This is a genomic window from Isoptericola sp. NPDC057391 (assembly GCF_042668085.1).
Lineage (GTDB): Bacteria > Actinomycetota > Actinomycetes > Actinomycetales > Cellulomonadaceae > Isoptericola.
Genome location: NZ_JBHVBO010000033.1, coordinates 1 through 26,913 on the forward strand (window position 1 = coordinate 1; position 26,913 = coordinate 26,913).

The 26,913-nt window shown below is 74.0% G+C and carries 17 protein-coding genes; 8 read left to right on the forward strand and 9 right to left on the reverse strand.

The genetic code is table 11. The features are described from left to right. Positions 1–38 precede the first annotated feature (38 nt). Both ACFUVW_RS07035 and ACFUVW_RS07040 read right to left on the reverse strand, forming a co-directional pair. A complete protein-coding gene (locus ACFUVW_RS07035) occupies positions 39–1,043 on the reverse strand; it encodes an electron transfer flavoprotein subunit alpha/FixB family protein (protein WP_430570610.1) in 1,005 nt (334 codons plus the stop codon). 11 nt (positions 1,044–1,054) lie between these two features. Further along, positions 1,055–1,861, reverse strand: coding sequence for an electron transfer flavoprotein subunit beta/FixA family protein (locus tag ACFUVW_RS07040; protein WP_430570611.1), 807 nt, complete (start codon positions 1,859–1,861; stop codon positions 1,055–1,057). Between the two features lie 181 nt (positions 1,862–2,042). On the opposite strand from ACFUVW_RS07040, the gene glgX reads away from it, so the two are divergent. The 5 genes from glgX to ACFUVW_RS07065 all read left to right on the forward strand — a co-directional run bounded on the left by glgX (position 2,043) and on the right by ACFUVW_RS07065 (position 11,609). Next, positions 2,043–4,331: a glycogen debranching protein GlgX gene (glgX, locus tag ACFUVW_RS07045; RefSeq protein ID WP_430570612.1), complete on the forward strand. Its 2,289-nt coding sequence runs from the start codon at positions 2,043–2,045 to the stop codon at positions 4,329–4,331. A gap of 54 nt (positions 4,332–4,385) precedes the next feature. Beyond that, positions 4,386–6,101 (forward strand): FAD-binding dehydrogenase, encoded by a 1,716-nt coding sequence (locus ACFUVW_RS07050; RefSeq protein ID WP_430570613.1) that lies wholly within the window; start codon positions 4,386–4,388, stop codon positions 6,099–6,101. A gap of 194 nt (positions 6,102–6,295) precedes the next feature. Continuing rightward, positions 6,296–8,359, forward strand: a complete 2,064-nt coding sequence (locus ACFUVW_RS07055) for an alpha-1,4-glucan--maltose-1-phosphate maltosyltransferase (RefSeq protein WP_430570614.1) — start codon at positions 6,296–6,298, stop codon at positions 8,357–8,359. A gap of 38 nt (positions 8,360–8,397) precedes the next feature. Then, positions 8,398–10,194, forward strand: coding sequence for a maltose alpha-D-glucosyltransferase (gene treS / locus ACFUVW_RS07060; RefSeq protein ID WP_430570615.1), 1,797 nt, complete (start codon positions 8,398–8,400; stop codon positions 10,192–10,194). Then, positions 10,191–11,609 (forward strand): phosphotransferase, encoded by a 1,419-nt coding sequence (locus tag ACFUVW_RS07065; protein WP_430570616.1) that lies wholly within the window; start codon positions 10,191–10,193, stop codon positions 11,607–11,609. Before treS ends, ACFUVW_RS07065 begins: the two co-directional genes overlap by 4 nt. Here ACFUVW_RS07065 and ACFUVW_RS07070 read toward each other — a convergent pair. From ACFUVW_RS07070 to ACFUVW_RS07095, 6 genes are all read right to left on the reverse strand, one after another. Next, complete coding sequence (locus ACFUVW_RS07070) at positions 11,593–14,175, reverse strand: glycoside hydrolase family 2 protein (RefSeq protein WP_430570617.1); 2,583 nt, start codon at positions 14,173–14,175, stop codon at positions 11,593–11,595. The two genes, ACFUVW_RS07065 and ACFUVW_RS07070, sit on opposite strands and share 17 nt — an antisense overlap. A 142-nt stretch (positions 14,176–14,317) precedes the next feature. Then, a complete protein-coding gene (locus tag ACFUVW_RS07075) occupies positions 14,318–15,244 on the reverse strand; it encodes an ABC transporter ATP-binding protein (protein ID WP_430570618.1) in 927 nt (308 codons plus the stop codon). After that, a complete protein-coding gene (locus ACFUVW_RS07080; protein WP_430570619.1) occupies positions 15,241–16,170 on the reverse strand; it encodes an ABC transporter ATP-binding protein in 930 nt (309 codons plus the stop codon). Before ACFUVW_RS07080 ends, ACFUVW_RS07075 begins: the two co-directional genes overlap by 4 nt. Then, positions 16,167–17,234 (reverse strand): ABC transporter permease, encoded by a 1,068-nt coding sequence (locus tag ACFUVW_RS07085; protein ID WP_430570620.1) that lies wholly within the window; start codon positions 17,232–17,234, stop codon positions 16,167–16,169. The genes ACFUVW_RS07080 and ACFUVW_RS07085 overlap by 4 nt, the downstream gene beginning before the upstream one ends. 14 nt (positions 17,235–17,248) lie before the next feature. Further along, on the reverse strand, positions 17,249–18,238 hold the full coding sequence (locus tag ACFUVW_RS07090; protein WP_430570621.1) for an ABC transporter permease: 990 nt from the start codon (positions 18,236–18,238) through the stop codon (positions 17,249–17,251). 39 nt (positions 18,239–18,277) lie between these two features. After that, entirely contained in the window at positions 18,278–19,972 is a 1,695-nt protein-coding gene (locus tag ACFUVW_RS07095) for an ABC transporter substrate-binding protein (RefSeq protein WP_430570622.1), read from the reverse strand. 129 nt (positions 19,973–20,101) lie between these two features. Between ACFUVW_RS07095 and ACFUVW_RS07100 the strand changes: the two genes are divergently transcribed. Together ACFUVW_RS07100 and ACFUVW_RS07105 are read left to right on the forward strand one after the other, a co-directional pair. Further along, the gene (locus tag ACFUVW_RS07100) at positions 20,102–21,382 is read left to right on the forward strand and encodes an ROK family protein (protein WP_430570623.1); all 1,281 of its coding nucleotides are present in this window, start codon (positions 20,102–20,104) and stop codon (positions 21,380–21,382) included. Then, positions 21,379–23,511, forward strand: a complete 2,133-nt coding sequence (locus tag ACFUVW_RS07105) for an alpha-galactosidase (RefSeq protein ID WP_430570624.1) — start codon at positions 21,379–21,381, stop codon at positions 23,509–23,511. The genes ACFUVW_RS07100 and ACFUVW_RS07105 overlap by 4 nt, the downstream gene beginning before the upstream one ends. Here the strand turns inward: ACFUVW_RS07105 and ACFUVW_RS07110 are convergent. Continuing rightward, complete coding sequence (locus ACFUVW_RS07110) at positions 23,508–24,521, reverse strand: LacI family DNA-binding transcriptional regulator (protein ID WP_430570625.1); 1,014 nt, start codon at positions 24,519–24,521, stop codon at positions 23,508–23,510. The genes ACFUVW_RS07105 and ACFUVW_RS07110 overlap by 4 nt on opposite strands. A 109-nt stretch (positions 24,522–24,630) precedes the next feature. Here ACFUVW_RS07110 and glgB point away from each other — a divergent pair, with 109 nt between their 5' ends. Continuing rightward, complete coding sequence (gene glgB / locus ACFUVW_RS07115) at positions 24,631–26,844, forward strand: 1,4-alpha-glucan branching protein GlgB (protein WP_430570626.1); 2,214 nt, start codon at positions 24,631–24,633, stop codon at positions 26,842–26,844. The last annotated feature ends 69 nt before the right edge of the window (positions 26,845–26,913 follow it).

Sequence of the window (26,913 nt, forward strand, 5' to 3'; positions counted from 1 at the left end):
GGTTTGAGGATCAAGTCAGCACGCTCGATTCCGCGGCGTCAGCCCGCGCGGTGCGCGCGGATCGCGGCGGCGGCCTGCGGCAGCACGTCCGCGAGGTCGCCGACGACCGCGAAGTCGCAGATCTCGAAGATCGGCGCCTCCGGGTCGGAGTTCACGGCCACGATCACCTGCGCCGCCTGCATCCCGCCGCGGTGGTGCGGGGCACCGGAGATCCCCGCCCCCACGTAGAGGCGCGGGGCGATGGTGACGCCGGTCTGGCCGATGTAGCGGTCGAACCAGCCCTCGAAGACGGCGTCGCGCGAGGCGCCGACCGCCGCGCCGACCGCGTCGGCGAACTCCTCGACCGGACCGAAGTCCCCGCCGGTCCCGCGGCCGCCGGCCACGACGACGGCCGCCTCCTCGAGCGTCGGGCGGCCGGGGGCGCGCTCCTTGACCTCGCGCGCCGTGACGACGACGCCCGCCGTGCCCGCCAGCGCGACGGGCAGCGCGTCGACCTCGGTCGCCACGGACGCCTCGGCGGGCTCCGGCACGACGGCGTTGGCCCGCACCGTGAGCACGGCGACCTCGGCGGTGACCACGCAGCGCGTGTCCCAGGCGCCGGCGAAGACGCGCTTGCCGGCCACGATCCTGCCGTCGGCGTCCTCCCCCACGGCGGCGGCGTCGATGACGAGGCCCGCGCCGAGCGCGTGCGCCGTCATGGCCGCGGCCTCCTTCGCGGCGAAGGTGGCGGGCGCCAGGACGACGTCGGCGTCGGTGCGCCGCACGGCGGACGCGAGCGTCGCGGCGACGACGGACGGCAGGTAACGGGCGGCGTCGCCCCCGGCGGCGGCGAGGGCGTCGGTGGGCACCTCGGCCTGGTGCACCGTCTCGACGCCGTACGCGCCGAGCTGGGCGAGCGCCTCGACGGTCGGCGCCTCCAGGGTCACGGCCTCGACGCGGCCGAGGCCGCGCGCGATGGTGAGCAGCTCGAGGGCACCCGAGCGGACCTCGGTGGCCGGGTCCAGCAGGACGAGGACGGTGCGGTTGCGGGTGGGCTCAGACATCTCGCGTCCTCTCAGACCAGCTCGTTGCGGATCAGGTACTCGGCCAGCGCGGTGCCGCCCTCGCCCTTGTCGACCACCAGCTCGACCTCGGGGCGGGCGGGGCGGGGCTCGGCGGAGACGGCCTCGGTGCGCGCCCCGGCGCTCCCGACGCCGGCCGGGTCGAGGCCGAGGTCGGCGGCCGACCACGCCTCGATCTGCTTGGTGCGGGCCGCCATGATCAGCTTGAAGTTCGGCATGCGCGGCGTGTTCGCGGTGTCCGCGACGGACAGGACGGCCGGCAGGGGCGCGGCGAGCGTCTCGGTGGCCTCGTCGGTCTCGCGCGTGACGGTCAGGGTGCCGTCCGCGACGTCCACCTTCTTCGCCAGCGTGAGCGCCGGGCGGCCGAGCTCGGCCGCGACGAGCGCCGGGACCACGGAACCCAGGCCGTCGAGCGCGGCCATGCCGGTGATCACGAGGTCGACGGGCGCGCCGTCCGCCTCGAGCCGGCGCACCCCGGCCGCGAGCGCCGCGGCGGTGCCGAAGTAGTCCGAGCTGGCCAGGGCGTCGTCCGTGACGCGGACGGCACGGTCCACGCCCATCTGGAACGACTTGCGCAGCGCCACGTCCCCGTCGGCGGGGGCCACGGTGAGTGCGACGACCTCGCTGGCCGCGCGCTCGTCGTCGGGCAGGGCGTCGAGGATCCGCAGCGCCGCCTCGAGCGCGTTCTCGTCCAGCTCGTTGAGGGTGCCGACGCCCGGATCGCGGTCGACGCGACAGTCCACGAAACGTCGGTCCGCGTTGATGTCCGGCACGTACTTCACGGCGACGACGATGCGCACGGGCGCGACCTCCAGCTCACGGTGGTGACGGCGGCCGCACGCGCTGCGGCCGACGGTGCCGAGCCTACCCGCGGCCCTCCCCGGACCCGCCCCGCGTCCAGCGCCGGCCGGTGTGACGCCGGACGCGGGGCCGGCCCGCGCGCCCGCGCGCCTGTCGGCGACCCCGGGCACCATGTCCCCCATGGAGTCGCGACCCAAGGTCACGCCGCTGACGCGCCCGACGGCGCGCCGCAGCCACGTCCCCCCGCTCGGGGTGCACCCGACGCCGGACGGCGGTGTCGACGTCGCCGTCGCGGCGGCGCACGCGGACGCGGTGGAGCTGTGCCTGATCGACGTCGTCGAGCCGCACCGCGACCCGCACGACCCGGCCCGCTACGCGGAGCGGAGGGTCCCGCTGGACGGCCCGGTGTACGGCGTCTGGCACGCCCACGTGCCGCACGTGCGGCCCGGCCAGCGGTACGGCTTCCGGACGCACGGCGCATGGGACCCGGAGGCGGGTCACCGGCACAACCCGGCCAAGCTGCTCGTCGACCCGTACGCCCGCGGGCTGGTGGGCGACCTCACCTACGGCCCGGAGACGCTCGGCGCGGTGGGCGCGCCGGTCGACCCGGACGACCCGGACTCCCCCGCGGGGCGCTCGTGGGTGGCGGAGCGGTACGGCGCCGCGGACGAGCGCGACTCGCTCGCCTTCGTCCCGCACTCCGTCGTCGTGCCGTCGCACCCGGGACCGCCGCCGCTGAGCCGCCCGCGCGTGCCGTGGGCGGACACGGTGGTGTACGAGGCGCACGTCAAGGGCCTCACCGCGACGCACCCGGACGTGCCGCCGGAGCTGCGCGGCACGTACGCGGGCGTGGCGCACCCGGCGACGATCGCGCACCTGACGAGCCTGGGGGTCACCACGCTCGAGCTGCTGCCGGTCCACGCGTTCGCGAGCGAGCCGCACCTCGTGGCCCGCGGCCTCACCAACTACTGGGGCTACCAGACGCTCGGGTTCTTCGCCCCGCACGCCGCGTACGCCACGCGGGCGGCGCGCGAGGCGGGCCCGGCCGCCGTGCTCGACGAGGTGCGCGGCATGGTGCACCTGCTGCACGACGCGGGCATCGAGGTCCTGCTCGACGTCGTCTACAACCACACGTGCGAGGGCGGCGACGACGCGCTGCACGTGAGCTGGCGCGGCCTGGACAACGCGGGGTACTACCTGCACGACGGCGCGTCGCCCGCCGCGCTGGCCGACGTCACCGGCACGGGCAACTCGCTCGACTTCCGCCGCCCGCGCGTGGTGCAGCTCGCCCTGGACTCGCTGCGCTACTGGGCCGAGGTGGTGGGCGTGGACGGGTTCCGCTTCGACCTGGCGGTCACCCTGGGCCGGGGCCAGCACGGCTTCTCCCCCGACCACCCGTTCCTCGTCGCGCTGCAGGCCGACCCGGTGCTGAACAACCTCAAGCTGGTCGCGGAGCCGTGGGACGTCGGGCCGGGGGGCTGGCAGACCGGCAACTTCCCGCCGCCGATGGCGGAGTGGAACGACCGCTTCCGCGACGCGGTGCGCGGGTTCTGGCTCGACGCCGCCCGCGAGGGATCGCACGGCCGGCCCATGCACGGGCTGCGGGAGCTCACCACCCGCCTCGCGGGCTCGGCCGACCTGTTCGGGCACTCGGACCCCCCGCTGGCGCGCGGGCCGGTGGCGTCGGTGAACTACGTCACCGCCCACGACGGGTTCACGCTCGCGGACCTGGTCGCCTTCGACCACAAGCACAACGAGGCCAACGGCGAGGACAACCGCGACGGCTCGGACCACAACCTGTCGTGGAACCACGGCGTCGAGGGCCACGCACCCGGGGCCGACGACGGGGAGGGCGCGGGCGACACCGGCACCGAGCCCTGGTCCGCCGTCGTGCCGCTGCGGCGACGCTCCCAGCGCAACCTGCTCGCGATGCTCCTGCTGTCCGCGGGCACGCCCATGCTCACCGCCGGCGACGAGCTGGGCCGCACCCAGCGCGGCAACAACAACGCGTACGCCCAGGACAACGAGCTCTCCTGGATCGACTGGGAGCTCGAGGACGCCGCCCGCGACCTCCTGGACACCACGCGCTTCCTGGCGGGGCTGCGGCACGAGCACGCAGCCCTGCGCGCGGACTCGTTCTTCCTCGGCTCGCCCCGCCCCGGCGAGGACGAGACCGACCTGCTGTGGTTCGCCGCCGACGGCGCCCCCATGGACCGCGACGCCTGGGCCGTCGCGGGGCGTCGCGTCGTCCAGATGCTGCGGCCCGGGCCCGACGACGGCGACGCGGCGGTGCTGCTCGTGCTCAACGGCGGGCTCGACGACGCGGAGGTCACCCTCCCGCCCGCGCCCGGCGGCGGGTCGTGGGAACGGGTGTGGAGCTCGGCGTGGGACCGGCCCGAGGCGCCCGACGACGAGGCGGAGGACGCCGTGCTCGAGTCGCTGAGCGTGCAGGTGTTCGTCGGCCGGTGACGTCACCCGTCGTCGCCCGTTCTCCCCGGGGCGCTCCTCTGCCAGACTGCGCGCATGGATGCTGACGTCGTCGTCATCGGTGGGGGCCTGTCGGGGCTCGTCACGGCCACCGAGCTCACCGCTGCGGGCCGCCGGGTGGTGCTGCTCGACCAGGAGCCGGAGGCGTCGTTCGGCGGCCAGGCCTGGTGGTCGTTCGGCGGGCTGTTCCTCGTCGGCTCCCCGGAGCAGCGCGCGATGGGCGTGCACGACTCCGCCGACCTGGCGTGGTCGGACTGGCTGGGCTCGGCACAGTTCGCCCCCGGCGCCGACCGCGGCGAGGGCCCCGACCGGCACGGCTACGCGTGGGCCCGCCGCTTCGTGGAGTTCGCCGCCGGCGACCTGCGGTCCTGGCTGCACGACAAGGGGGTGCGGTGGTTCCCGCTGGTGCAGTGGGCCGAGCGCGGCGGGTACACCGTGGGTCACGACGACGGGCGGACCGAGCACGGCAACTCCGTGCCCCGCTTCCACGTCACCTGGGGCACCGGCCCCGCGATCATCCGCCCGTTCGTGGAGGCCGCGCTGGCCGCCCGCGACGCCGGCCTGCTGGACCTGCGGTTCCGCCGCCGCGTGACGGAGCTGGTCACCACGGACGGCCGCGTCACCGGGGTGCGCGCCGACGTGCTGGCCGACCAGCCGGTCTCCGGGCTGCCGTTCGGCGGCCGCGGGGCGCCGTCGAACCGCGACGTCGTGGGCAGCGAGGAGATCGCGGCGGGCGCCGTCGTGGTCGCGACCGGCGGCATCGGCGCCAACCACGACCTGGCGCGCGCGCACTGGGACCCCGAGGCGGGCGCCCTGCCCGAGCGCATGCTGTCCGGCGTCCCGGACTCGACCGACGGGCTCATGCTCGGCGTCGCGGCCGACGCCGGCGCGGCGCTCGTCCACGAGGACCGCATGTGGCACTACCCGGAGGGCATCGCCAACCACTCGCCGGTGTGGACGAACCACGGCATCCGCATCCTGCCCGGCCCGTCGTCGCTGTGGCTCGACGCCGACGGCGGCCGCCTGCCCGCCCCGTTGTTCCCCGGCTTCGACGCGCTCGGCGCGCTGCAGCACGTGACCCGGCGCGGCGACGACCACTCCTGGTTCGTGCTCAACAAGGCCATCATGGAGTCGGAGTTCGCCCTGTCCGGTTCGGAGCAGAACCCCGACCTCACCGGCAAGGACGTCAAGCTCCTCGCGCAGCGGGTGCTGCCGAAGGCCGTCGGGCCGGTCGCGAAGTTCGCCGCCGAGTCGCCCGAGTTCCTCTGGGCCGACACCACCGACGAGCTCGCCGCGAAGATGAACGCGCTGGTGGAGGCCACGCCCGGCTCGAAGGGCCACGTGGACCCGGCCGCGCTCGCCGCCGTCGTCGCGGCCCGCGACGCCCAGGTCGCCTCCGGGCTGGGCAAGGACCCCCAGGTCGTGGCCACCCGCGCCGCCCGCGACTACCGGGTGGACAAGCTCATCCGCGTCGCCAAGCCGCGCCCCCTCACGACGCCGAAGGACGGCCCGCTGCTCGCCGTCCGGCTGTCGGTGCTGACCCGCAAGACCCTCGGCGGCCTGTGGTGCGACCCGTCCGGCCGCGTGCTGCGCGAGGACGGCTCCGCGCTGGACGGGCTGTGGGCCGTGGGCGAGGCCGCCGGGTTCGGCGGCGGCGGCGTGCACGGCCACCGCGCCCTGGAGGGCACGTTCCTCGGCGGCTGCCTGCACACCGGCCGCACCACCGGACGCGCGCTCGCCGCGGACGCCTGACGCCGAGGTAGTCACGGTCTCCGCGAGGTAGTCCTGGACGCGGCGAGGTAGTTCGGAACCGCGCGAGATCGTTCAGATCCTGCCGAGGTAGTGGACTGGACCACTACCTCGCCGCGTCCGGGACTACCTCGCGGGGTTCCGGACTACTTCGGCGCGAGCGAGTCCCCGCGCGCCGGGCTGGCCCGCTGGCTAGCGTGGAGGCCGTGACGTCTCCGCAGCCCACGCCGCACGTGCCCATCGGACGGATCCCCGTCCTGCAGCTCTCCCCCGTCGTCGAGGGAGGGCGCTGGCCGGCGAAGGCCGCGGTCGGCGAGGTGGTGCCCGTCGAGGCGACGGTGTTCCGGGAGGGGCACGACGCCGTCGGGGCCACCGCCGTCCTGCTCGCCCCGGACGGCACGGTGCACTCCACCGCGCCGATGACCGACGTCGCGCCGGGGCTGGACCGGTTCCGCGGCTTCCTGCAGCCGGACGCGGAGGGCGAGTGGTCGTTCCGGGTCGAGGCGTGGTCGGACCCGTACGGCACGTGGTCGCACGACGCGGTGATCAAGTTCGACGCCGGGCAGGACGTCGACCTGGTGCTCGCGGAGGGGCGGCTGCTGTTCGAGCGGATCGTCGCGCCGGACCTGCAGGCGGCCCGCTCCGCCGCCGACGCCGCCGTGCTGGAGGCCGCGGCCCGCGAGCTCGCCGACGCCACGCGCCCGCCCGAGGCCCGCCTCGCGATGGCGATGACCGCTGCCGTCAAGGACGCCCTGCGCCGGAATCCGCTGCGCGACCTCGTGACGGCGAGCGCCGCCTACCCGCTGCGCGTGAGCCGCCCGCTGGCCCTGGCGGCGAGCTGGTACGAGCTGTTCCCCCGCTCCGAGGGCGCGACGCGGCGCAAGGACGGCAGCTGGCGGTCGGGCACGTTCGCGACGGCGGCGAAGCGGCTGCCGGCGATCGCGGAGATGGGGTTCGACGTCGTCTACCTCACGCCCGTGCACCCCATCGGCACGACGTTCCGCAAGGGCCGCAACAACACCCTCGACCCGCAGCCGGGCGACCCGGGCAGCCCGTACGCGATCGGCTCGCCCGACGGCGGGCACGACGCGATCCACCCCGACCTCGGCACGGAGCAGGACTTCCGGGACTTCGTCGCGGCGGCCCGTGCCGCGGGCCTGGAGGTGGCGCTGGACCTCGCGCTGCAGTGCTCCCCCGACCACCCGTGGGTCACCGAGCACCCGGAGTGGTTCTCCGTGCGCGCGGACGGCACCATCGCGTACGCCGAGAACCCGCCCAAGAAGTACCAGGACATCTACCCCCTGAACTTCGACCGCGACCCCCAGGGCCTCGCGGCGGAGATCCTGCGGATCGTCGAGCTGTGGATCGACCGCGGGGTGACGGCGTTCCGCGTCGACAACCCGCACACCAAGCCGCTGGACTTCTGGGAGTGGCTGCTCGCGAGGGTGCACGCCGCGCACCCCGAGGTGATCTTCCTGTCGGAGGCGTTCACGCGGCCGGCGATGATGCAGACGCTGGCGCGGATCGGCTTCCACCAGTCGTACACGTACTTCACCTGGCGCAACACCAAGGAGGAGATCGAGGAGTACCTCCAGGAGGTCTCGGGGCCGCAGGGCTCGGTGCTGCGCCCGTCGTTCTGGCCCACGACGCACGACATCCTGCCCCCGTACCTGCAGCACGGCGGGGTGGCGGGCTTCGCCGTCCGGGCGGTGCTGGCGGCGCTCGGCAGCCCGACCTGGGGGATCTACTCCGGGTACGAGCTGGTGGAGAACGTGCCCCGCCCGGGCGTCGAGGAGCAGATCGACAACGAGAAGTACGAGTACAAGCCCCGCGACTGGTCGCAGGCCGACGTCATCGGCGTCTCGACGCTGCTGCGCCGGCTCAACGAGCTCCGGCGCGCCCACCCGGCGCTGCAGCAGCTGCGGGACCTCACGGTGCACCCGACGACGAACGACCAGGTCGTCGCGTTCTCGCGCCGCGTGCGGGCCGAGCACCTGCCCGCCGCGGGCCGGCCGGGCGCCACGCAGGACGACGTCGTGCTGGTCGTGGTCAACCTCGACCCGTGGGCCACGCAGGAGGCCACGCTGTTCCTCGACCTGGAGGCGCTCGGCCTCACGCGGCCGGACGGCGTGGAGGACCAGGCGTTCTTCGTCGCCCACGACGACCTGTCCGGCGCCACCTACCCGTGGGGAGCCCACCCGTACGTCCGCCTCGACCCGCGTGAGCAGGTCGCGCACGTCCTGACGATCGGGCTGGCATGAGGGGGCCGACATGAGCGGGCCCGCATGAGAGGGCCCCGATGACGCCCCAGGTGCCGCGCCCCGTCACGCGCCAGGTGCCGGTGCAGGCGCTGCCGACCAGGCCGCAGCCCGCGCCGCCGCCCCTGGGCAAGCCCGGCCTGTCCGAGGACCCGGAGTGGTACCGCACGGCCGTGTTCTACGAGGTCATCGTCCGGGCCTTCTCGGACACGGACGGCTCGGGCACGGGCGACCTGCGCGGCGTCACGGAGCGGCTGGACTACCTGCAGTGGCTGGGCGTGGACTGCCTGTGGCTGCCGCCGTTCTACCCCTCGCCGCTGCGCGACGGCGGGTACGACGTCGCGGACTACACGTCGATCGCGAGCCAGTTCGGCAGCGTCGAGGACTTCACCGACCTCATCGAGGCCGCGCACGCGCGCGGCATCCGCGTGGTGGTGGACCTCGTGATGAACCACACCAGCGACCAGCACCCGTGGTTCCAGGCGTCGCGGTCCGACCCGGAGGGCCCGTACGGCGACTTCTACGTGTGGTCGGACGACGACACGCGCTACGAGGACGCGCGCATCATCTTCGTCGACACGGAGACGTCGAACTGGACGTTCGACCCGGTGCGGCGGCAGTACTTCTGGCACCGGTTCTTCCACCACCAGCCGGACCTCAACTTCGAGAACCCCCGCGTGGTCGACGCGATGCTCGACGTGGCGCGGTTCTGGCTCGGGGTCGGCGTGGACGGCTTCCGCCTCGACGCGGTGCCGTACCTCTTCGAGGCCGAGGGCACCAACTGCGAGAACCTGCCGGAGACGCACGCGTTCCTGCGCCGGGTGCGCCGCATGATCGACGACGAGTTCCCCGGCCGCATCATGCTGGCCGAGGCGAACCAGTGGCCGCAGGACGTGGTGGACTACTTCGGCACGGCGGACGAGCCCGAGTGCCACATGTGCTTCCACTTCCCCGTGATGCCGCGGGTGTACTACGCGATGCGCGACCAGCGCGCACGGCCGCTGCTGGACATCCTCGCGGACACCCCGGACATCCCCGCACCGGGCGGCCAGTGGTCCACGTTCCTGCGCAACCACGACGAGCTCACCCTCGAGATGGTGTCCACCGAGGAGCGCGCGGCGATGTACGGGTGGTTCGCGCCCGACCCGCGCATGCGCGCCAACATCGGCATCCGCCGCCGCCTTGCGCCGCTGCTCGACAACTCCCGCAAGGAGGTGGAGCTGGCCCACGCCCTGCTGCTCAGCCTGCCCGGCAGCCCGTGCCTGTACTACGGCGACGAGATCGGCATGGGCGACAACATCTGGCTGCCCGACCGGGACGCGGTGCGCACGCCCATGCAGTGGACGCCCGACCGCAACTCCGGCTTCTCCACCGCGGACCCCGGCAAGCTCTACCTGCCGCTCGTGCAGTCGCTGGTGCACCACTACCAGCACGTCAACGTCGAGGCGCAGCTCGCGCAGCCGTCCTCGCTGCTGCACTGGGTGCACGGCATGCTCGCCGTCCGGCGGCTGCACCCCGCGTTCGGCACCGGGGCGTTCGCGCCCCTCGAGGCCGACGACGAGGCCGTGATCGCGTTCACCCGCACCTCTGCGGACGAGACGCTGCTCGTGGCGGCGAACCTCTCCGCGACGGCGCGGTCGTCGGTCGTGCGGGTGCCCGGGCGCGCCGGCTGGTCGCTCACCGACCTGTTCGGCGGCGCCCGCTTCCCCGACGTCGGCCCGGACGGCACCGTGACGATGACGTGGGGGTCGCGCGACTTCTACTGGCTGCTGCTGACCCCGCCGACGCCCGGGGACGGCGACACCTCCGCGCCTTCGACCGGGGGCGAGCCGGCATGACCGCCGTGCGGCCGGCCGCGGGCGTCCCCGACCCGAGCGTCGGGGAGCTGCTCGCGGCCTGGCTGCCGGGCCGGCGGTGGTTCCCCGCGGGCGGCGCGAGTGCCGCCGGGGTGCGGGTCGAGCCGTGGCTCGCGGTGACGTTCGACGACGACGCGCCGGGCGCCGCGCCCGGTCGGCAGCGACGGCCCGACGACCCCGACGGCGGCGACGTCGTCGTCCTCCTCGTGCGCCTGCGCGGCCCGGGCGTGCCGGGCGGCGAGGTGGTCGCGCAGGTGCCGCTCGTGCTCACCGACCCGGCCGCGCGCGGTCCGGGGTTCGTCGCCGAGATCCGGACCGCCGCGGGCGACGTCGCCGTGCACGACGGCGGCGCGCACCCGGCCTGCTGGCTCGCCCTGCTGCGGGCGGCCGGCGTCGGCGCCGACGTGCCGGGCGGAAAGCTGGTCGCCGGCGGCCAGGTGGTGGCGGGCGAGCAGTCGAACACGAGCGTGGTGCTGCCGGGCGTGCCGTCTCCCGACGGCGCGGGCGGGATGCTCAAGATCCTGCGCACCGTGACCCCCGGGCCGCACCCCGACGTCGTCGTGCCCCGCGCCCTGACCCGCGCCGGCTGGGACGGCGTGCCGCGCTTCCTCGGCGCCCTGCAGGTGCCGACCGCGCCCGGCACCATCACCGCCCTCGCCGTCCTCAGCGAGCTGGTCCCGCGGGCCCGCGACGGGTTCGAGCTGGCCTGCGAGCACGCCGGGCGGGGCGAGTCGTTCGCGCACCTCGCGGCCGACCTGGGCCGCGTCGTGGCGGAGCTGCACTCCGTGCTGCGCCAGGCGATGCCGCCCGGCCCGCTGCTCGACCCGGCGACGTTCGTCGGGGGCCTGCGCGAGCGGGCGGCGCTCGCCGTCGCCGAGGCGCCCGGCCTGGCGGTCCGGGCCCCCGCGATCGAGGCGCTGCTCGACGACCTGCAGGTCCGGCTGCCGCGGCTGCGCCTGCAGACCGTGCACGGCGACCTGCACCTCGGGCAGGCCCTGCACGGCGAGACCGGGTGGAAGCTCCTGGACTTCGAGGGCGAGCCGCAGCGACCGGCCGCCGAGCGCACCGCCCCCGACCTCCCGTTGCGCGACGTCGCGGGCATGGTCCGCTCGTTCGCGTACGCCGCGGCCGTCGGCGGCGGTCCCGACCCCTGGGAGGCGGAGTCCGTGCACGCCTTCCTCGCCCGCTACCGCCAGTCGACCGACACGTCCGCCGCCGTGAGCGGCCTGGTCAGCCGGCGGCCGCCGGAGCTCGACCCGCCCACCGCCGACGCCGTCCTCGCCGCCCTCGTGCTGGACAAGGCCCTCTACGAGGTGGTCTACGAGACCCGCCAGCGCCCCACCTGGGTGCACATCCCGCTGTCGGCGGTGGACCGGGTGCTCAGCGCGCCCCGGTGACCCCGGCCCCGCCGAGCAGGTCGTTCGCCGTGCGCACGGCGGCGGCGAACGACGCCGGGTCGCCGCCGGCGGGCGAGGTGATCCGCAGCGTGGCGCTCTGACCGGCGCGAAGGGTCAGCAACCCGGAGTCGGCACGGGCGCCCGGGTCCACGACGTCGGCGTGGCAGAAGACGTCGCGCGCGAGCGAGGCGGCGGTCAGCCGCAGCTCGCAGCCCCCGTCGACGGCCGCCGCCTCGATCCGCAGCGGCTGCGGCTCGAGGCGCTGGTCCACGACCTCGGCGCCGTACCTCAGGGCGGTGGCGACGCCGGCGTCCGGGTCGTCGGCGGTGGCGACGAGCACCTCGGTCGCCGCGTCGGCGAAGGTCGCGACCTCGGCGGGCACCGTCACGGTCGCCGCGCCGCGGGCGGGCGCGTCGACCTCGACGGTCGCCTTGGCCCGGACCGACCCGTCGAACGCCTCGCGCGTGACCGTCCAGGTCCCGGCCAGACGCTCGCGGCTGTCGTTGACCACGACGAGCGCGACGGTGTCGGGCTCCGGCTCCAGCCCCTCCCACGCGGCGGCCCGCGCGGCCTCGGACGCGCGCGGCTGGAACGTGGCCAGCCGCGGCGCGTACGCGGCGCGCAGCGCGTGCCACAACGGTTTGCGGTGCTCGTCGTGGTCGACCGCCGCCCACGACACCACGGGCCAGTTGTCGTTGAGCTGCCACATGATCGCGCCGGTGTTGTGGGGCGTCAGTGACCGCACGTGCTCGATCCCGAAGCGCACGGCGTGCGCCTGGTTGAGCTGCGTCGTCCAGTGCCAGTCCTCGATCGTCGCCGGGTCGGGCAGGTGTCCCTGCCAGCCGCGCTCGAGCTTGGCGTTGCCCAGATGCGCCTTCTGGTGCACGAGCATCTGGTGGCCGAACGGGTCGAGCGGCTCGTCGTGGACGACGCGCGTGAGCGTCGACCAGGCGGGCGGGCCCTGGAAGCCGAACTCCGACAGGAACCGCGGCTTGTAGCGGGCGTAGACGGAGTAGTCCTCCCGGTTCCACACGTCCCAGATGTGCATGGTCCCGTAGCGCTCGTCGTTCGGGTGGCGGTAGTCGCCGAACGAGTACGGGCTCGCCGGCGAGTACGGGCGCGTGGGGTCCAGCTCCGCCAGGACGCCGGGCAGCAGCTCGCGGTAGTACAGGTCGCCCCACGGGCGGCCGTCGAGCCGGCCGGCCCACCCCCAGTCGACCGACCCCCACGTGTTCTCGTTGTTGCCGTTCCAGATCACGAGCGACGGGTGCGGGCTCAGCCGTGTGACGTTCTCCCGGGCCTCCGCCTCCACCTCCGCGCGCATCGGCTCGTCCTCGCTGTAGGCGGCGCAGGCGAACGGGAAGTCCTGCCACATCAGCAGGCCGCGCTCGTCGGCGAGGTCGTACAGGTCGTCCGACTCGTAGATGCCGCCGCCCCAGACCCGCAGCAGGTTGACGTTCGCCTCGAGGGCGTCGTCGACCCGGCGGGCGTAACGGTCGCGGTCGACCTCCGTGAGGAACGCGTGGTCGGGGATCCAGTTCGCCCCGCGGACGAGCACCGTCTCGCCGTTGACCTTGAGCAGGAACGGCGCACCGGAGGCGTCGGGCGTGGTGTCCAGCTCGACGGTCCGGAACCCGACCCGCCCCTCCCAGCGCGCGCTGCCGCCACCGCCCGTGGCGATCACCTCGACGTCGTACAGCGGCTGGTCCCCGTGGCCGACCGGCCACCACCGGCGCACGCCGGGCACCTCGACGGTCACGACACCCTCGGTCCGGCCGGCGGCCACGGTGCCCGTGGCCTCGTACCGCGCGCCGTCCGGCCCGGTGAGGGCCACGCGCAGCGGGACCTCCCGGTCGGGCGCGGCGCCGTCGCGCTCGATCTCCACGTGCGCGACGAGTACGCCGTGGTGCGCGCCCTCCTCGCCCGCGACGACGTCCACCAGCGGCCGCACGGACGCGATGCGCACACCGGACCAGGAGTCGAGGCCGATCGGCTTCCAGATCCCCGCGCCGGCGACGTCGATCCCCCAGTCCCAGCCGAAGGAGCATGCCATCTTGCGCAGCTGGTTGTACTCGTGGTGGTTGGTCGAGGGCAGCACCCCGTCGCGCTCAGCGCGAGCCAGCGCCTCCGGCACCGGCGCGGCGAACGTGACGACCAGGGTGTTGTCGCCCTCGCGCAGCGCGCCGCGGGCGTCCCAGCGGAAGGACCGGAACATGTTCTCGGCCCGCCCGAGCTCGGTCCCGTTGAGCTCCACGGCCGCCACGGTGTCGAGGCCCAGCGCGACGAGATCGTGCCGCGCCGCGTCGTCCGGCTGCCACGCGAACGTCGTCGCGTACCGCCACGAGGTGTCGCCGATCCACTGCTGCGCCGCCTCGTTGTCGCCGTCGAACGGGTCGTCGATCAGCCCGGCACGGTGCAGGTCGAGGTGCGCCTCGCCGGGCACGACGGCGGGCACGCCGGCCGCGAGCGCCGGGGCCGCGCCGTCCGGCGCGTCGGCCGCCGGCTCGGCCGCGGTGAGGCTCCACCCCTGGTGCAGGGCGCGGAAGGTCGAGGGGAGGTAGGTCATCGGTGAGAGTCCTTCGTCGTCGTCGTCGGCAGGATGGCCTGGTCGGGGCCTGGGAGGTGGCGCCGCGTGCACGATCGCACGGCCGGCCGGTCGAGTCGGCCTACGTCGGCCTACGTCGGCCACCGTACGGGCGCCCCTGGCGTCACGCCGCGCCCCGCGCGGCCGCGCCGCCCGCAGCCCGGGCGGCCGGGACGCCGGCCTCCCGCCACTCGCCCGCGAAGTGGTCGAAGCACACGCTGTTGTCGATCGCGCCGCGGTCCGTCCCCTTCTGGGTGAGGGTCACGCGGTCGACCCGCTCGGGGTCGGGTGCCGCCATCGCGAGGAGCTTGGTGTAGTCGTGGTGCGGGTCGAGGATGACCGCGTCCGCCGGTCCACGTTCCACGACCCGGCCGCGGTACAGCACGACGATCTCGTCGGAGAAGTGCCGGGCCGTGGCCAGGTCGTGCGTGATGTAGAGGACGGCCAGGCGGTCCTCGCGCTGCAGGCGGCCGAGCAGGTTGAGCACGCCGAGCCGGATCGACACGTCGAGCATCGACACGGGCTCGTCGGCGATGAGCACCTGGGCGCCCGGGGCGAGGGCCCGGGCGATGGCGACGCGCTGCCGCTGGCCTCCGGACAGCTCGTGGGGCCGGCGCGGGGCGATGTCCTCGGCGGGCGTGAGGTTGACCCGCTCGAGCATCTCGACCACCCGCTCGTGCGTCTCCTGCGCCGTGCGGGTGCGCTGGTGGATCCGCAGCGGGCGGGCGACGTGGTGCTCGATCGAGTGGAACGGGTTGAGCGACGCGAACGGGTCCTGGAAGACCATCTGCACCTGGCGCCGGTACAGCGAGCCCTGGACCGGGGTGTCATCGTCGAGGCGCACGTCGACCGTGCCCGAGGTCGGCTTCTCCATGCGCGTGAGGATCTTCGCGATCGTCGACTTGCCGGAGCCCGACTCCCCCACCAGGGCGACGGTGCGCCCGGGGACCAGGTCGAGGCTCACGTGGTCGACGGCGCGCAGCCGCGACCGGCGCAGGCCCGAGCGGATCGAGTAGTCCTTGACCAGGTCGGACACGTGGACGCGGGTCATGCTCGGTCCTCCTGACCGTAGGGCACGGGGGTGCCGGCGACGTGGTCGACTCCGCTGCGGATGAAGCCGCCCCGCTCCCCCGACAGGCTGGGGAACGAGCCGAGGAGCTTGCGGGTGTACGGGTGGCGCGCCTCGCGGTACAGCCGCTGGGCGGTGTCGAGCTCGACGATCTCGCCCGCCAGCATGACCGCGATCCGGTCGCTGATCTCGAGCAGCAGCGGCAGGTCGTGCGTGATGAACACGACCGCGAAGTCGAGCTCGTCGCGCAGCCGCACGATCTCGCGCAGGATGTCGCGCTGCACGACGACGTCGAGCGCCGTCGTCGGCTCGTCCATGATCATGATCTGGGGCTCCAGCAGCATCGCCATGGCGATCATGACGCGCTGGCGCATGCCGCCGGACAGCTCGTGCGCGTACGACCCGAGGCGCCGCGGGTCCACCCCGACCCGGGTGAGCACCTCCTCCGACCGCCGACGCACCTCGGCCCGCGACGTGCCCGGCCGGTGGGCCAGCAGCGTGTCCCGCAGCTGCGCCCGCACGGTCGTCACGGGATTGAGGGCGTTCATCGCGCCCTGGAACACCATCGACAGCTTGTCCCAGCGGAACGCGCGCAGCGCCGCGTCCTCCAGGGCGAGCACGTCGACGTCCGAGCCGTCGCGGTCGTGGAACGTGATGCTCCCGGACGCGATGCGCGCCGGTGGCCGGTGCAGCCGGTTGACCGCGTAGGCGAGCGTCGTCTTGCCGCAGCCGGACTCGCCGGCGAGGCCGAGGATCTCCCCGCGGTGCAGCGTGAGGCTCGCGTCCCTCACCGCCGTGACCGGCTGCTCCACCTCGTAGACCACCGTGAGGTCCGAGACCGTGAGGACGGGTACTGTCCGGCCGCCGCGGGCGGCGGTCCCTTCGTCCTGCACCAGGGTCGTCGTCATCGCGCGGACACCTCCTTCGCGCCGTCCGACTCGCGGACCGCGTCCGGCTCCTGCGGGCGCGACCGGCGGTGCGCGCGGGCCAGCTCGCGCTCGAGGCGGGCAGCCTTGCGGGCCCGCCTGCGGTGCTGGCGCAGGTTCTTGAGCTTGGGGTTGATGATCTCGTCGATCGAGAAGTTGATGAGCGACAGGCCCATGCCGAACAGCGCGATCACCAGGCCCGGCGGCACGAACCACCACCAGGCGCCGAGGGAGAGGGCGAAGCCGTTCTGCGCGTAGAAGAGCATCGTGCCGAGGGTCGCGGAGTTCGACGCCCCGAGGCCGATGAACGACAGGCCGGCCTCGCCGAGGATCGCCGCGATGACCGCGAAGACGAACTGCGACGCGATCACGGGCAGGAGGTTCGGCAGGATCTCGACGACGATGACGCGCCACGGCTTCTCGCCCGAGACCTTCGACGCCGCCACGTAGTCACGGTTGCGCACGGACAGGGTCTGGGCTCTCAGCACCCGCGCCGACGCGGCCCAGCTCGTCACCGCCAGCACGACCGCGATGGTCCACAGGCCACGGCTCTCGCGCGGCACGAAGCCGGAGATGACGATCACGAGCGGCAGGCCGGGGATCACCAGGAAGACATTCGAGAGCAGCGAGAACGCCTCGTCGGCGAAGCCGCCGCGGTAGGCGCCGTAGATGCCGAAGAACGCGGACAGGGCGGTGGCCAGCACGCCGACCAGCAGGCCGATCTGCAGCGAGCCGCGGGTCGCGTACGCCAGCTGGGCGAGCACGTCCTGGCCGGTCTGCGTGGTGCCGAGCAGGAAGTCGGCCGACGGCGGAGTCAGCCCGATGTCGCGGATCTCCCGGGGGTCGCCGACCAGGTACGGCCCGAAGACGCCGAAGAGCGTGATGACGCCGACCAGCACCAGGCCGACGGCCAGCCAGGGCGTCATCGTGGGCAGGAGCATGCGCCAGCCGGAGCGCGGCGCGCCGCCGGCGCGGTCCCGCGCCACCTCCTCGGCCTCGGCCTCGTCCACGAGGGACGGTTCGTTCGCAGGACTCAGGTTCGTCATGACGGTGCCTCCTCTCAGGACCGGGCGCGGGTGCGCGGGTCGATCAGGCCGTACAGCAGGTCGACCACGAGGTTCGCGCCGAGCACGGCGAGCGTGATGACGAGGAACAGCCCCTGCATGAGCGCGTAGTCGTTGTTGGTCACGGCCCCGAGCAGGCGTCCGCCGATGCCGGGGTACGAGAACACCTGCTCGGTGATGACCGACCCCGAGACGACGAACCCGAGCGAGATCGCGAAACCGGCGACCGACGGCAGGACGGCGTTGCGCGAGGCGTAGGAGCGCAGCACCGTGCGCGGGGACAGCCCCTTGGCCTCGGCGGTGATCACGTAGTCCTCGGACAGCGTGGAGACCATCATGTTGCGCATCCCGAGCAGCCAGCCGCCGACGGAGGCGAGCACGATCGTCAGCGCCGGCAGGGCGCCGTAGTGGATCGCGGAACCGATGAACTCGGCGTTCCATCCGGGGTCCAGGACGACGTCGTAGCCGCCCTGCAGCGGGAACCAGCCGAGCACGCGGGCCAGGACGTACGCCAGGATCAGCGCCAGCCAGAAGTACGGCACCGCGGCCAGGAGGGTGGTCGCCGGGATCAGCGAGTCCAGCCAGGTGCCGGGCTTCCACCCGACGAACGCCCCGAGCGTCACGCCCAGGACGGCGGCCATCACGGTGGCGATGCCCACCAGGACCACCGTCCACGGGAGCGACTGCGCGATGACGTCCGTGACCTGCGCCGGGTAGTAGCTGACCGACACGCCCAGGTCGCCGTGGACGAGGTTGTTCAGGTAGTCGACGTACTGGTTCCACAACGGTTGGGAGTCGTCGCCCCCGAGGAGGAGGGCGTACGCCTCCCGGGTCTCGGGCGTCACCGTCCCGCCGCGCTGCTGCAGCTTGGCGAGCAGGATGTCGACCGGGTTGCCCGGGAGGAGCCGGGGGATCGCGAAGTTCAACGTCAGCGCGGCCCACAGCGCCACGACGTAGAAGCCCATCTTGCGCAGGAAATAGTTCACGGCAGGGTGCTTTCCTCGGGGACGACGTCGCGGGTCATGTCAGCCGGCCGGCTGGATCTTCTTGAAGATCTCGGCGGCGTCCATCGCGGACCACACCGCCGGGAAGGCGTAGAGGTCGTCGTCGGACGGCCAGCCGCTGAACTTCGCCGTGTTCCACACGCTCGTCGTGCCGCCCGTGAGGATCGGCACGTACGGCATGTCCTCAAGGATCTGCTCCTGGATGGTGTCGAAGTACGGCTGGCGCGCCGCCGCGTCGTCGAGCGGGAGCTTCGCCAGCTCGTCGAGCGCCTTGTCGACCTCGGGGTCGGAGTACCGCGAGTAGTTGTTCCCCGCGGTCTCGCCGACCTTCGCGCCGGAGCCCGAGTCGAAGAAGTAGTTGTAGAGGTAGAACGGGTCGGGAGCGGGTCCCTGCCACAGGGAGTCGATCGCGAGCTCGAACTTGCCCGACCCCTTCTTCTCCGTCCACTCGTTCCACGAGGACTGCGCGGTCTGGAGATCGATGCCGGCCGCCTTCGCCTGGGAGGCCATCGTGTCCAGGGCGGTGATGTAGTCCGTCCACCCGGTGACGACCTCGACCGTGAGCGTGAGCTTCTCGCCGTCCTTGGCGTAGATGCCGTCCGAGCCCTTCGCCCAGCCGGCGTCCTCGAGCAGCTGCGCCGCCTTGTCGGGGTCGGCCGTCATCGGGGCGGTCTTCTCGGTCACCGCTTCCGAGACGAACTCGTCCTGGCTGGGGGTCAGCGTGAAGACCGGGGACATGTCGTTCGCCGTCTCCATGAACGCCAGCTTGTTGAGCTGGGTGCGGTCCATCGCGTAGTAGAGCGCCTTGCGGACGGCGGGGTCCGTCTGCGGACCCGTGCAGCCCATCTCCGCGCTCGAGCAGGTGGACAGCACCATCTGGTTCTGCCACTGCGTGTACGCGTCGTAGCTCGGGAAGTTCTGGTGGGTGTTCTGGATGTCCGGGATGGGGCCGGTCTGCCAGTCGACCGTGCCGGCCGCGATCGCGTCGGCGCCGGCCTGGTTGCCCGAAAGAGACAGGAAGCGGATGTTCTTGACGGCGGGCTCACCGCCCCAGTAGTCGGGGTTCGCCTTGTACGTGAACGCCTGCGGCTTGAAGCTGTCGAGCAGGTAGGCGCCCGTGCCCACGGGGTTCTCGATGACGTCCTCGACGGGGTTGATGTCCTTCCACAGGTGCTCGGGCACGATCGGCGTGTTCATCACGTCCGGACCCTTGACGAACGCGGGCTGCTCGAACGTGAACGTCACGTGGGTGTCGTCGACGGCCTTCGCCGTCCCGTCGAATCCGCCGCTGTTGATCGAGGGGTTGTCCTTGAGGAGGGTGAAGGTGAACTCCACGTCCTTCGCGGTGAACGGCTCCCCGTCGCTCCAGCTGACGCCCTCGCGCAGCGTGACGGACAGCTCCGTGCCGTCGTCGTTCCACGTCTGCTCGGTGCCCAGCAGCGGCACCGGGTCCCGCACCTCGGCCTTGTTGTAGAAGAACAGAGGCTCGTAGATGGTCCCGAGGCCGCCGATCTTCGAGGGCGAGAACGGGTTGAAGTTGATCTGGTAGTCGCCGGCCTGGCCGGTGTACGCGACGAGCGTGCTGTCCGCGCCCCCGCCCGAGCCGCCCGAGCTGCCGGCCGAGCCGCCCCCGGAGCACGCCGCGAGGGCGAGACCGAGGGCCGCGACACCGGCGAGCACCGCGCCGCGCCGACGGATTCCTGTCCTGAGGAACATCTGCGGTCCTTTCTCGTGCCGGCACCAGAGCCGGCTCCAGCGGCGCCGTCGTCGGCGCTCGTGGGTATTCTTGCCATGGTTAACTTAAGCGGTCAAGTGCTGTAGGTCACTCGCGCAAGGAGGCGGTAGATGCTGCTGGACGGCGTCGCACAGGTCGTCTCGTCGCGCCGTCTGCTCGATCTCGTGCGGACCCGCGGGTCGATCAGCCGGGTGGAGCTCGCCCGGCTCTCCGGGCTCACCTCCCCCACCGTCACCCACGTGGTCCGAGGCCTCCTGGACCTCGGGCTGGTGCACGAGAGCGGGGTCCAGCAGCGCGGGCGGGGGCAACCCCGCCGCCTGCTGAGCGTCACGGCGGACGCCGGTTACGCCGTCGGGATCCAGGTCGACCTCACCACCACGACCGCAGTGGTCGTCGACTTCGCCGGTGCGACAGTCGCGAGCACAGGCCTGCGGGGCTCCGGACGGCGCTCGCCCGACCGGACCGTCGGGGCGCTCGTCGAGCACGTGGGCGACCTGCTCGCGAGCGTCGGCGTCCCACGCCACCGGGTGCTCGGCGTCGGCCTCGTGACCCACGGCCCGCAGGACCGGGAGCGGGGCATGCTCCTCACCGCGCAGCCCACGCCCGCCTGGGAGCGGTTCCCGCTCACGGCGCGGCTGGCCGCCGGGCTGGGCCTGCCCGTGCTGCTCGAGAACGACGCGACCGCGGCCGCCGTGGGCGAGCTGTGGACGCGGAACCTCGACACCGAGACCTTCGGGCTCGTCTACATGGCCTCGGGCATCGGCGGCGCCGTCGTCGTGGACGGCACCGCCTACCGCGGGCGCGCCTCGAACGCGGTCGAGATCGGGCACGTCCCGCTCCCCGGCGCGCGGTCCGCCTGCGTCTGCGGCAACCGCGGGTGCACCCAGGCGGAGGCAGGCCCGGCGGCCGTCGTCGCCCAGGCCCATGACGTCGCCGCCGAGCGCTGGGGCGTTCGGGGCGCCGCCGAGGACACGCTGGCCGACTTCGAGCGCGTCGCCCGCGCCGCCCGCGACGGCGACCCGGACGCCACCGCCCTGCTCACCCGGTCCGCCCGGCGGGTCGGCCAGGCGGCCACCGTCCTCGTCAACCTCTTCGACGTGGACACCGTGCTGCTCGCCGGCCCCGCGTTCGCGACGGCCGGCCCGCTGTACCGCCGCGTCGTCGGCGCCGCGCTGTCCGAGCACGCCCTCAGCCGGACCCTCAGCCCGCCACGGGTCGCGCTGTCGGGGCAGGTCGCCACGGTCGCCGCCGTCGGCGGCGCCCTGACCGTGCTGCGCGGCGCGCCCGACACCGGCCTGCCGCTGGGACGTCCCCGACCTCGGCCGACGACCGACCCCGACCCCGACCCCGACCCCGACCCCGACAAGACCGCCACGATCGGAGCCCTGTGACCACCGAGAACCTCGTCCTGCACCGCGACGGGACCGCCCTCGTCCTCCACCTGCCTGCGGCCGGCCTGCCGGCCGTCGTGCACTGGGGCGCGGACCTGGGCCCGCTCGACGACGACACCGCCGGCGCCATCCTCGCGGCGACGAGCCGCCAGACGCCCCCCGGCACCCTCGACGCCGCCTGGCGCCTCCCGCTCCTGCCGCAGGAGTCCGACGGCTGGTCCGGCCGCCCCGGGCTCCTCGTCGCGCGGGCCGGTCGTCCCGTCTACCCCCGGTGGCGGTCGTCCGTGGACCGCCCGGACGAGGCGACGGCGGTCGTGACCGCCGCCGACGCGTCCGCGGGCCTGACCCTGCGCACACGGCTCGAGATCGGCCCGGGCGGGCTGGTCGTGCTCGACCACGAGCTCGTCAACGACGGCGCCGACCCCCTGGAGGTCGCCTGGCTCGAGGCCGCGCTGCCGGTGCCGAAGACGGCCGACCACCTCACGACGTTCGGCGGGCGGTGGACGCGCGAGAAGTCGCCGCTCACGACCCCGATGCCGCGGGGCACCACGGTGCGCGAGTCGCGCCGGGGCCGCGGGGGCCACGACGCCCCGTGGGTGACGCTCGCCTCCGAGGGCGTCCCCCGTGCCGGGCAGGGCCGGGTGTGGGCCACCCACCTCGGCTGGAGCGCCGACGTGCGTCACCGCGTCGACCGGGTCACCGAGCACGTCTCGCTCCTCGGCGCGGGCGAGCTGCTCCGGCCCGGTGAGCTCGTGCTGGCGCCCGGCGAGTCGTACCGCGCGCCGTCGGCGTACTTCGCCTGGTCGGACGGCGGCCTCGACGGCGTCGCGGCGCGGTTCCACGCCTGGCTCCGGGCGCGCCCCCAGCACCCTCGCTCGCCGCGGCCGCTGGTGCTCAACACCTGGGAGGCGGTCTACTTCGGCCACGACCCGGAGCGCCTGTTCGCGCTCGCCCGGCGGGCGGCGGAGGTCGGGGTCGAGCGCTTCGTCCTCGACGACGGCTGGTTCCCCGCGCGCCGGGACGACACCAGGGGTCTCGGCGACTGGGTGGTCGACCGCGACGTCTGGCCCGACGGCCTCGAGCCCCTCGCCGAGCTGGTGCACGGCCTGGGGATGCAGCTCGGCCTGTGGTTCGAGCCGGAGATGGTCAACCTCGACTCGGACCTCGCGCGCGCCCACCCGGAGTGGATCCTGGCCAACCCCGCGTCCGTGCCGTCACCCGACGGCCTGTCGTTCCGCACCCAGTACCTGCTCGACCTGGCGAACCCCGACGCGTGGGAGCACGTCCGGGGTCGGATCTCCGACCTCGTCGCGGACCTCGGGATCGACTTCGTCAAGTGGGACCACAACCGTGACCTGGTCGAGCCGGTCCACGACGGTGCGCCCGGCACGCACGCCCAGACGCTGGCCACGTACCGCCTCCTGGACCGGCTCCGGGAGGACCACCCCGCGCTGGAGATCGAGTCGTGCTCCTCCGGAGGGGCGCGCACCGACCTCGGCATCCTCGCCCGCACGGACAGGGTCTGGGCCTCCGACTCCAACGACCCGGTGGAGCGTCAGGACATCCAGCGCTGGACCGAGCTGGTGCTGCCCCCGGAGCTGGTCGGCGCGCACGTCGGGCCGTCGCCCGCGCACTCGTCCGGGCGGGCCACCGACCTGTCGTACCGGATCGCCACGTCGCTGCAGGGCTCGGCCGGGTTCGAGTGGGACATCCTCGGCTGCACCCCGGAGGAGACCGCCCGGATCACCGCGTTCGCGGCGCTCTACAAGGAGCTTCGCGGCCTCCTCCACTCGGGCACCGTGCGGCACCCCGACACCGCCGACCCGGCCCTGCGGGTGCGCACCGTGGTCGCGCAGGACAGGTCGGAGGCCGTCGTCACCGTCGCGACCGTCGCGTCGCCCGAGGAGGCGCTCGCGGAGCGGCTGCGGATCGACGGTCTCGACCCGGAGCGGCGGTACACGGTGCGGCTGCGAGACGAGGTCGGGGAGTCACGCTGGGGCTGGGTCACGCCGGGCTGGCTCGGCGACGGGCCCGTCACCCTCCCCGGCCGGGTGCTCGGCGAGGTCGGGCTGCAGCTGCCGACGCTGTGGCCGGTCCAGGCGCTCGTGCTGCACCTCGCTCCGGCCTAGGCCGGCGGGCCGGTGCTCCCCCGCACCGTGAGGGTCGGGGTCGAGTCGCGGTACGCCCGCGCCTCGGCCCCGGCCATCCGCTCGAACAGCCGCCGGGCCACGTGCGCCCCGTAGCTCGTCACGTCGTGGCTGAGGGCGGTGAGCTGGGGGTACGCCGCCTGGCACAGGGGCGAGTCGTCCCAGGCCACCAGCGAGACGTCCTCCGGCACCCGGGCCCCGAGCTCGTGCGCGACGCCGAGGCCCGCGAACGCCATGACGTCGTTGTCGTAGATCACGGCCGTCACGCGGTCGTCGGCGGCCAGCAGGGAGCGCGTGGCGGCCGCACCGGAGTCCGGCGTGAAGTCGGCCCGCGCCACCCGGCCGACGACGCCCTGGCGCGCCACCTCGTCGTCGAACGCCAGGTCCCGGATCGTCGTGTGCCCGAAGCCCTCCGTGCCGGACACGCGGCCGATCCGGCGGTGCCCCAGCCCGGCGAGGTAGCGCACGCACTCCCGGAGCGCTGTGGCGTCGTCGGTGTAGACGGCGGGAAGGTTCCCCGCGAACTCGGGATCGCCCACGACGACGGCGGGAAGGGCGTGCCGCTCCGACAGCGCCGCGATCCGGGGGTCGTCCTTGCGGGGGTCGACCACGATCACGCCGTCCACGCGGCGGGCGGCGTGCCAGCGCCGGTGCGCCTGGGCCTCGGCGTCCATGTCGGGCACGACCTGCAGCAGCAGCCCGTAGGAGCGTTCCGTGAGCACCTGCTCGATGCCGGCGATGAACTGCATGTAGAACGACTCGAAGCCGAGGGTCTCCGGGGCGCGGGCGAGCACCAGGCCGATCGTCTCCACCCGCGCGCCGGACAGGGCCCGGGCGGCCTGGCTCGGCACCCATCCGAGCTCCGCCGCGACCCCGAGGATCCGCGCCCTGGTCTCGTCGGAGACGCCTGGACGGTCGTTGAGGGCGTACGACACCGCACCCGTGGACACACCGGCCCGCCGGGCGATGTCCGCGATCGTGATCCGAGCCATCCGCTCTCCTTCCCGAGCAGGATGGTATGCCTCGTCGGCCCTCTTCCAGCGCCCACGCGAGGCCGCGCGTCGGAACGCGCCCGGCAGGCGTCCGTGGAATCGTGGGCGCATGACGCCGTCGCCACCGCCCGTCGACCCCGAGGTGCTCACCGCCCTCGCGCAGGGCACCCTGCACGACCCGCACGCCGTGCTCGGGCCGCACCTGCTGGACGACGAGCCCCCGCACGACGGCCCCTGGGCGGTGGTGCGCGTGCTGCGGCCGCTGGCCGACGAGGTGACGGTCGTGACGACGGACGGCGAGCACCCGGCCGCGCACGTGGCCGCGGGCGTGTGGGAGTCGGTGGTGCCGGCGGGCGTGGACGCCGACGGCGGGCGGCACGCCCCGGACTACCGCGTGCGCACCCGGTACGACGACGACGTGCAGACCGTCGACGACCCCTACCGGTTCCTGCCCACGCTGGGCGAGGTGGACCTGCACCTGATCTCCGAGGGCCGGCACGAGGAGCTGTGGCGGGCGCTCGGCGCCAACCCCCGCCGCTTCCCGAGCGCGCTGGGCGACGTCGCTGGGACGGCGTTCGCCGTCTGGGCGCCGAACGCGCGCGGGGTGCGCCTCGTGGGCGACCACAACCGCTGGACGACGGTGCACCCGATGCGCTCGCTCGGCGCCAGCGGCGTCTGGGAGCTCTTCGTGCCCGGCGTGGGCGAGGGCACCCGGTACAAGTTCGAGGTGCTGGGCGCCGACCGCGTGTGGCGGGCCAAGGCCGACCCGCTCGCCAAGGGCACCCAGGTGCCGCCCGCGACCGCGTCCGTCGTCGTCGACTCCGCCTACGACTGGGGGGACGGCGAGTGGATGGCGCGCCGCGCCGCGTCCGACCCGCACGCCGGCCCGGTGAGCGTCTACGAGGTGCACCTCGGGTCGTGGCGGCCCGGGCTGGGCTACCGGGAGCTGGCCGAGGAGCTCACCGCCTACGTCGTCGAGCAGGGCTTCACGCACGTCGAGCTGCTGCCCGTGGCGGAGCACCCGTTCGGCGGGTCGTGGGGCTACCAGGTCACCGGCTACTACGCGCCGACGGCGCGATTCGGGCACCCCGACGACTTCCGGTACCTCGTGGACCGGCTGCACCAGGCGGGCGTCGGCGTCATCCTCGACTGGGTGCCCGGCCACTTCCCCCGCGACGAGTTCGCCCTCGCCCGGTTCGACGGCGGCCCGCTGTACGAGCACCCGGACCCCCGCCGCGGGGAGCAGCCCGACTGGGGCACGTACGTGTTCGACTTCGGCCGCCGCGAGGTGCGCAACTTCCTCGTCGCCAACGCGACCTACTGGTTCGAGGAGTTCCACGCCGACGGCCTGCGCGTCGACGCCGTCGCCTCGATGCTCTACCTCGACTACTCGCGCAAGCCCGGCGAGTGGGAGCCCAACGCGCGGGGCGGGCGGGAGAACCTCGAGGCCATCGACTTCCTGCAGGAGGCCAACGCCACCGCCTACCGCCGCTCCCCCGGCGTCATGATGATCGCCGAGGAGTCCACGGCCTTCCCCGGCGTCACCCGGCCCACCGACGCGGGCGGGCTCGGCTTCGGGCTGAAGTGGAACATGGGCTGGATGAACGACGGCCTGCGGTACGTCGCGCACGACCCGATGTACCGGCGCTACCACCACCACGAGCTGACGTTCTCGCTGGTCTACGCGTTCTCGGAGCAGTACGTGCTGCCGATCAGCCACGACGAGGTGGTGCACGGCAAGGGCTCGCTGCTGCGCCGCATGCCGGGCGACCGGTGGAAGCAGCTCGCGGGGGTGCGCGCCTTCCTCGCCTACCAGTGGACGCACCCGGGCAAGCAGCTGCTCTTCATGGGCCAGGAGTTCGCGCAGGACGCCGAGTGGGACGAGGGCTCCGGCCTCGACTGGTGGCTGCTCGAGACCCCCGGGCACGCCGGCGTGCAACGCCTGGTGCGCGACCTCAACGCCCTCTACCGGGCCACGCCCGCCCTCTGGGAGCGGGACTTCGACGCCGCCGGCTTCGAGTGGCTCGACGCCGACGACGCCGACCACGACACGCTCTCGTGGGTGCGCCGGTCCGCCGCCGGCGATCCCGCCGTCGTGGTCGTGAACTTCGCGGGCGTCCCGCAGGAGGGCTACCGCCTCGCGCTGCCCGACGGCGGCGCCTGGGACGAGGTCCTCAACACGGACGCCGAGGTCTACGGCGGCTCCGGCGTCGGCAACCTCGGCCGCGTCGAGGCCCAGGACGTCCCGTGGAAGGGGCGGCGGCACTCCGTCACGCTACGGGTGCCGCCGCTCGGCGCCCTGGTGCTGCGCCCCGCGGACTGACCCGGGGACGAATCGAGCGAGGGGGGGTTTTAAAGGAACCCGCCGGGGTTGGGGGAACGAAGAGACCCC

Bases quoted from the DNA above. Each gene is read 5' to 3' on its own strand.
- ACFUVW_RS07035 (WP_430570610.1), bottom strand. From the start codon at position 1,043: ATGTCTGAGCCCACCCGCAACCGCACCGTCCTCGTCCTGCTGGACCCG.
- glgX (WP_430570612.1), top strand. From the start codon at position 2,043: ATGGAGTCGCGACCCAAGGTCACGCCGCTGACGCGCCCGACGGCGCGC.
- ACFUVW_RS07050 (WP_430570613.1), top strand. From the start codon at position 4,386: ATGGATGCTGACGTCGTCGTCATCGGTGGGGGCCTGTCGGGGCTCGTC.
- treS (WP_430570615.1), top strand. From the start codon at position 8,398: ATGACGCCCCAGGTGCCGCGCCCCGTCACGCGCCAGGTGCCGGTGCAG.
- ACFUVW_RS07065 (WP_430570616.1), top strand. From the start codon at position 10,191: ATGACCGCCGTGCGGCCGGCCGCGGGCGTCCCCGACCCGAGCGTCGGG.
- ACFUVW_RS07070 (WP_430570617.1), bottom strand. From the start codon at position 14,175: ATGACCTACCTCCCCTCGACCTTCCGCGCCCTGCACCAGGGGTGGAGC.
- ACFUVW_RS07075 (WP_430570618.1), bottom strand. From the start codon at position 15,244: ATGACCCGCGTCCACGTGTCCGACCTGGTCAAGGACTACTCGATCCGC.
- ACFUVW_RS07080 (WP_430570619.1), bottom strand. From the start codon at position 16,170: ATGACGACGACCCTGGTGCAGGACGAAGGGACCGCCGCCCGCGGCGGC.
- ACFUVW_RS07085 (WP_430570620.1), bottom strand. From the start codon at position 17,234: ATGACGAACCTGAGTCCTGCGAACGAACCGTCCCTCGTGGACGAGGCC.
- ACFUVW_RS07095 (WP_430570622.1), bottom strand. From the start codon at position 19,972: ATGTTCCTCAGGACAGGAATCCGTCGGCGCGGCGCGGTGCTCGCCGGT.
- ACFUVW_RS07100 (WP_430570623.1), top strand. From the start codon at position 20,102: ATGCTGCTGGACGGCGTCGCACAGGTCGTCTCGTCGCGCCGTCTGCTC.
- ACFUVW_RS07110 (WP_430570625.1), bottom strand. From the start codon at position 24,521: ATGGCTCGGATCACGATCGCGGACATCGCCCGGCGGGCCGGTGTGTCC.
- glgB (WP_430570626.1), top strand. From the start codon at position 24,631: ATGACGCCGTCGCCACCGCCCGTCGACCCCGAGGTGCTCACCGCCCTC.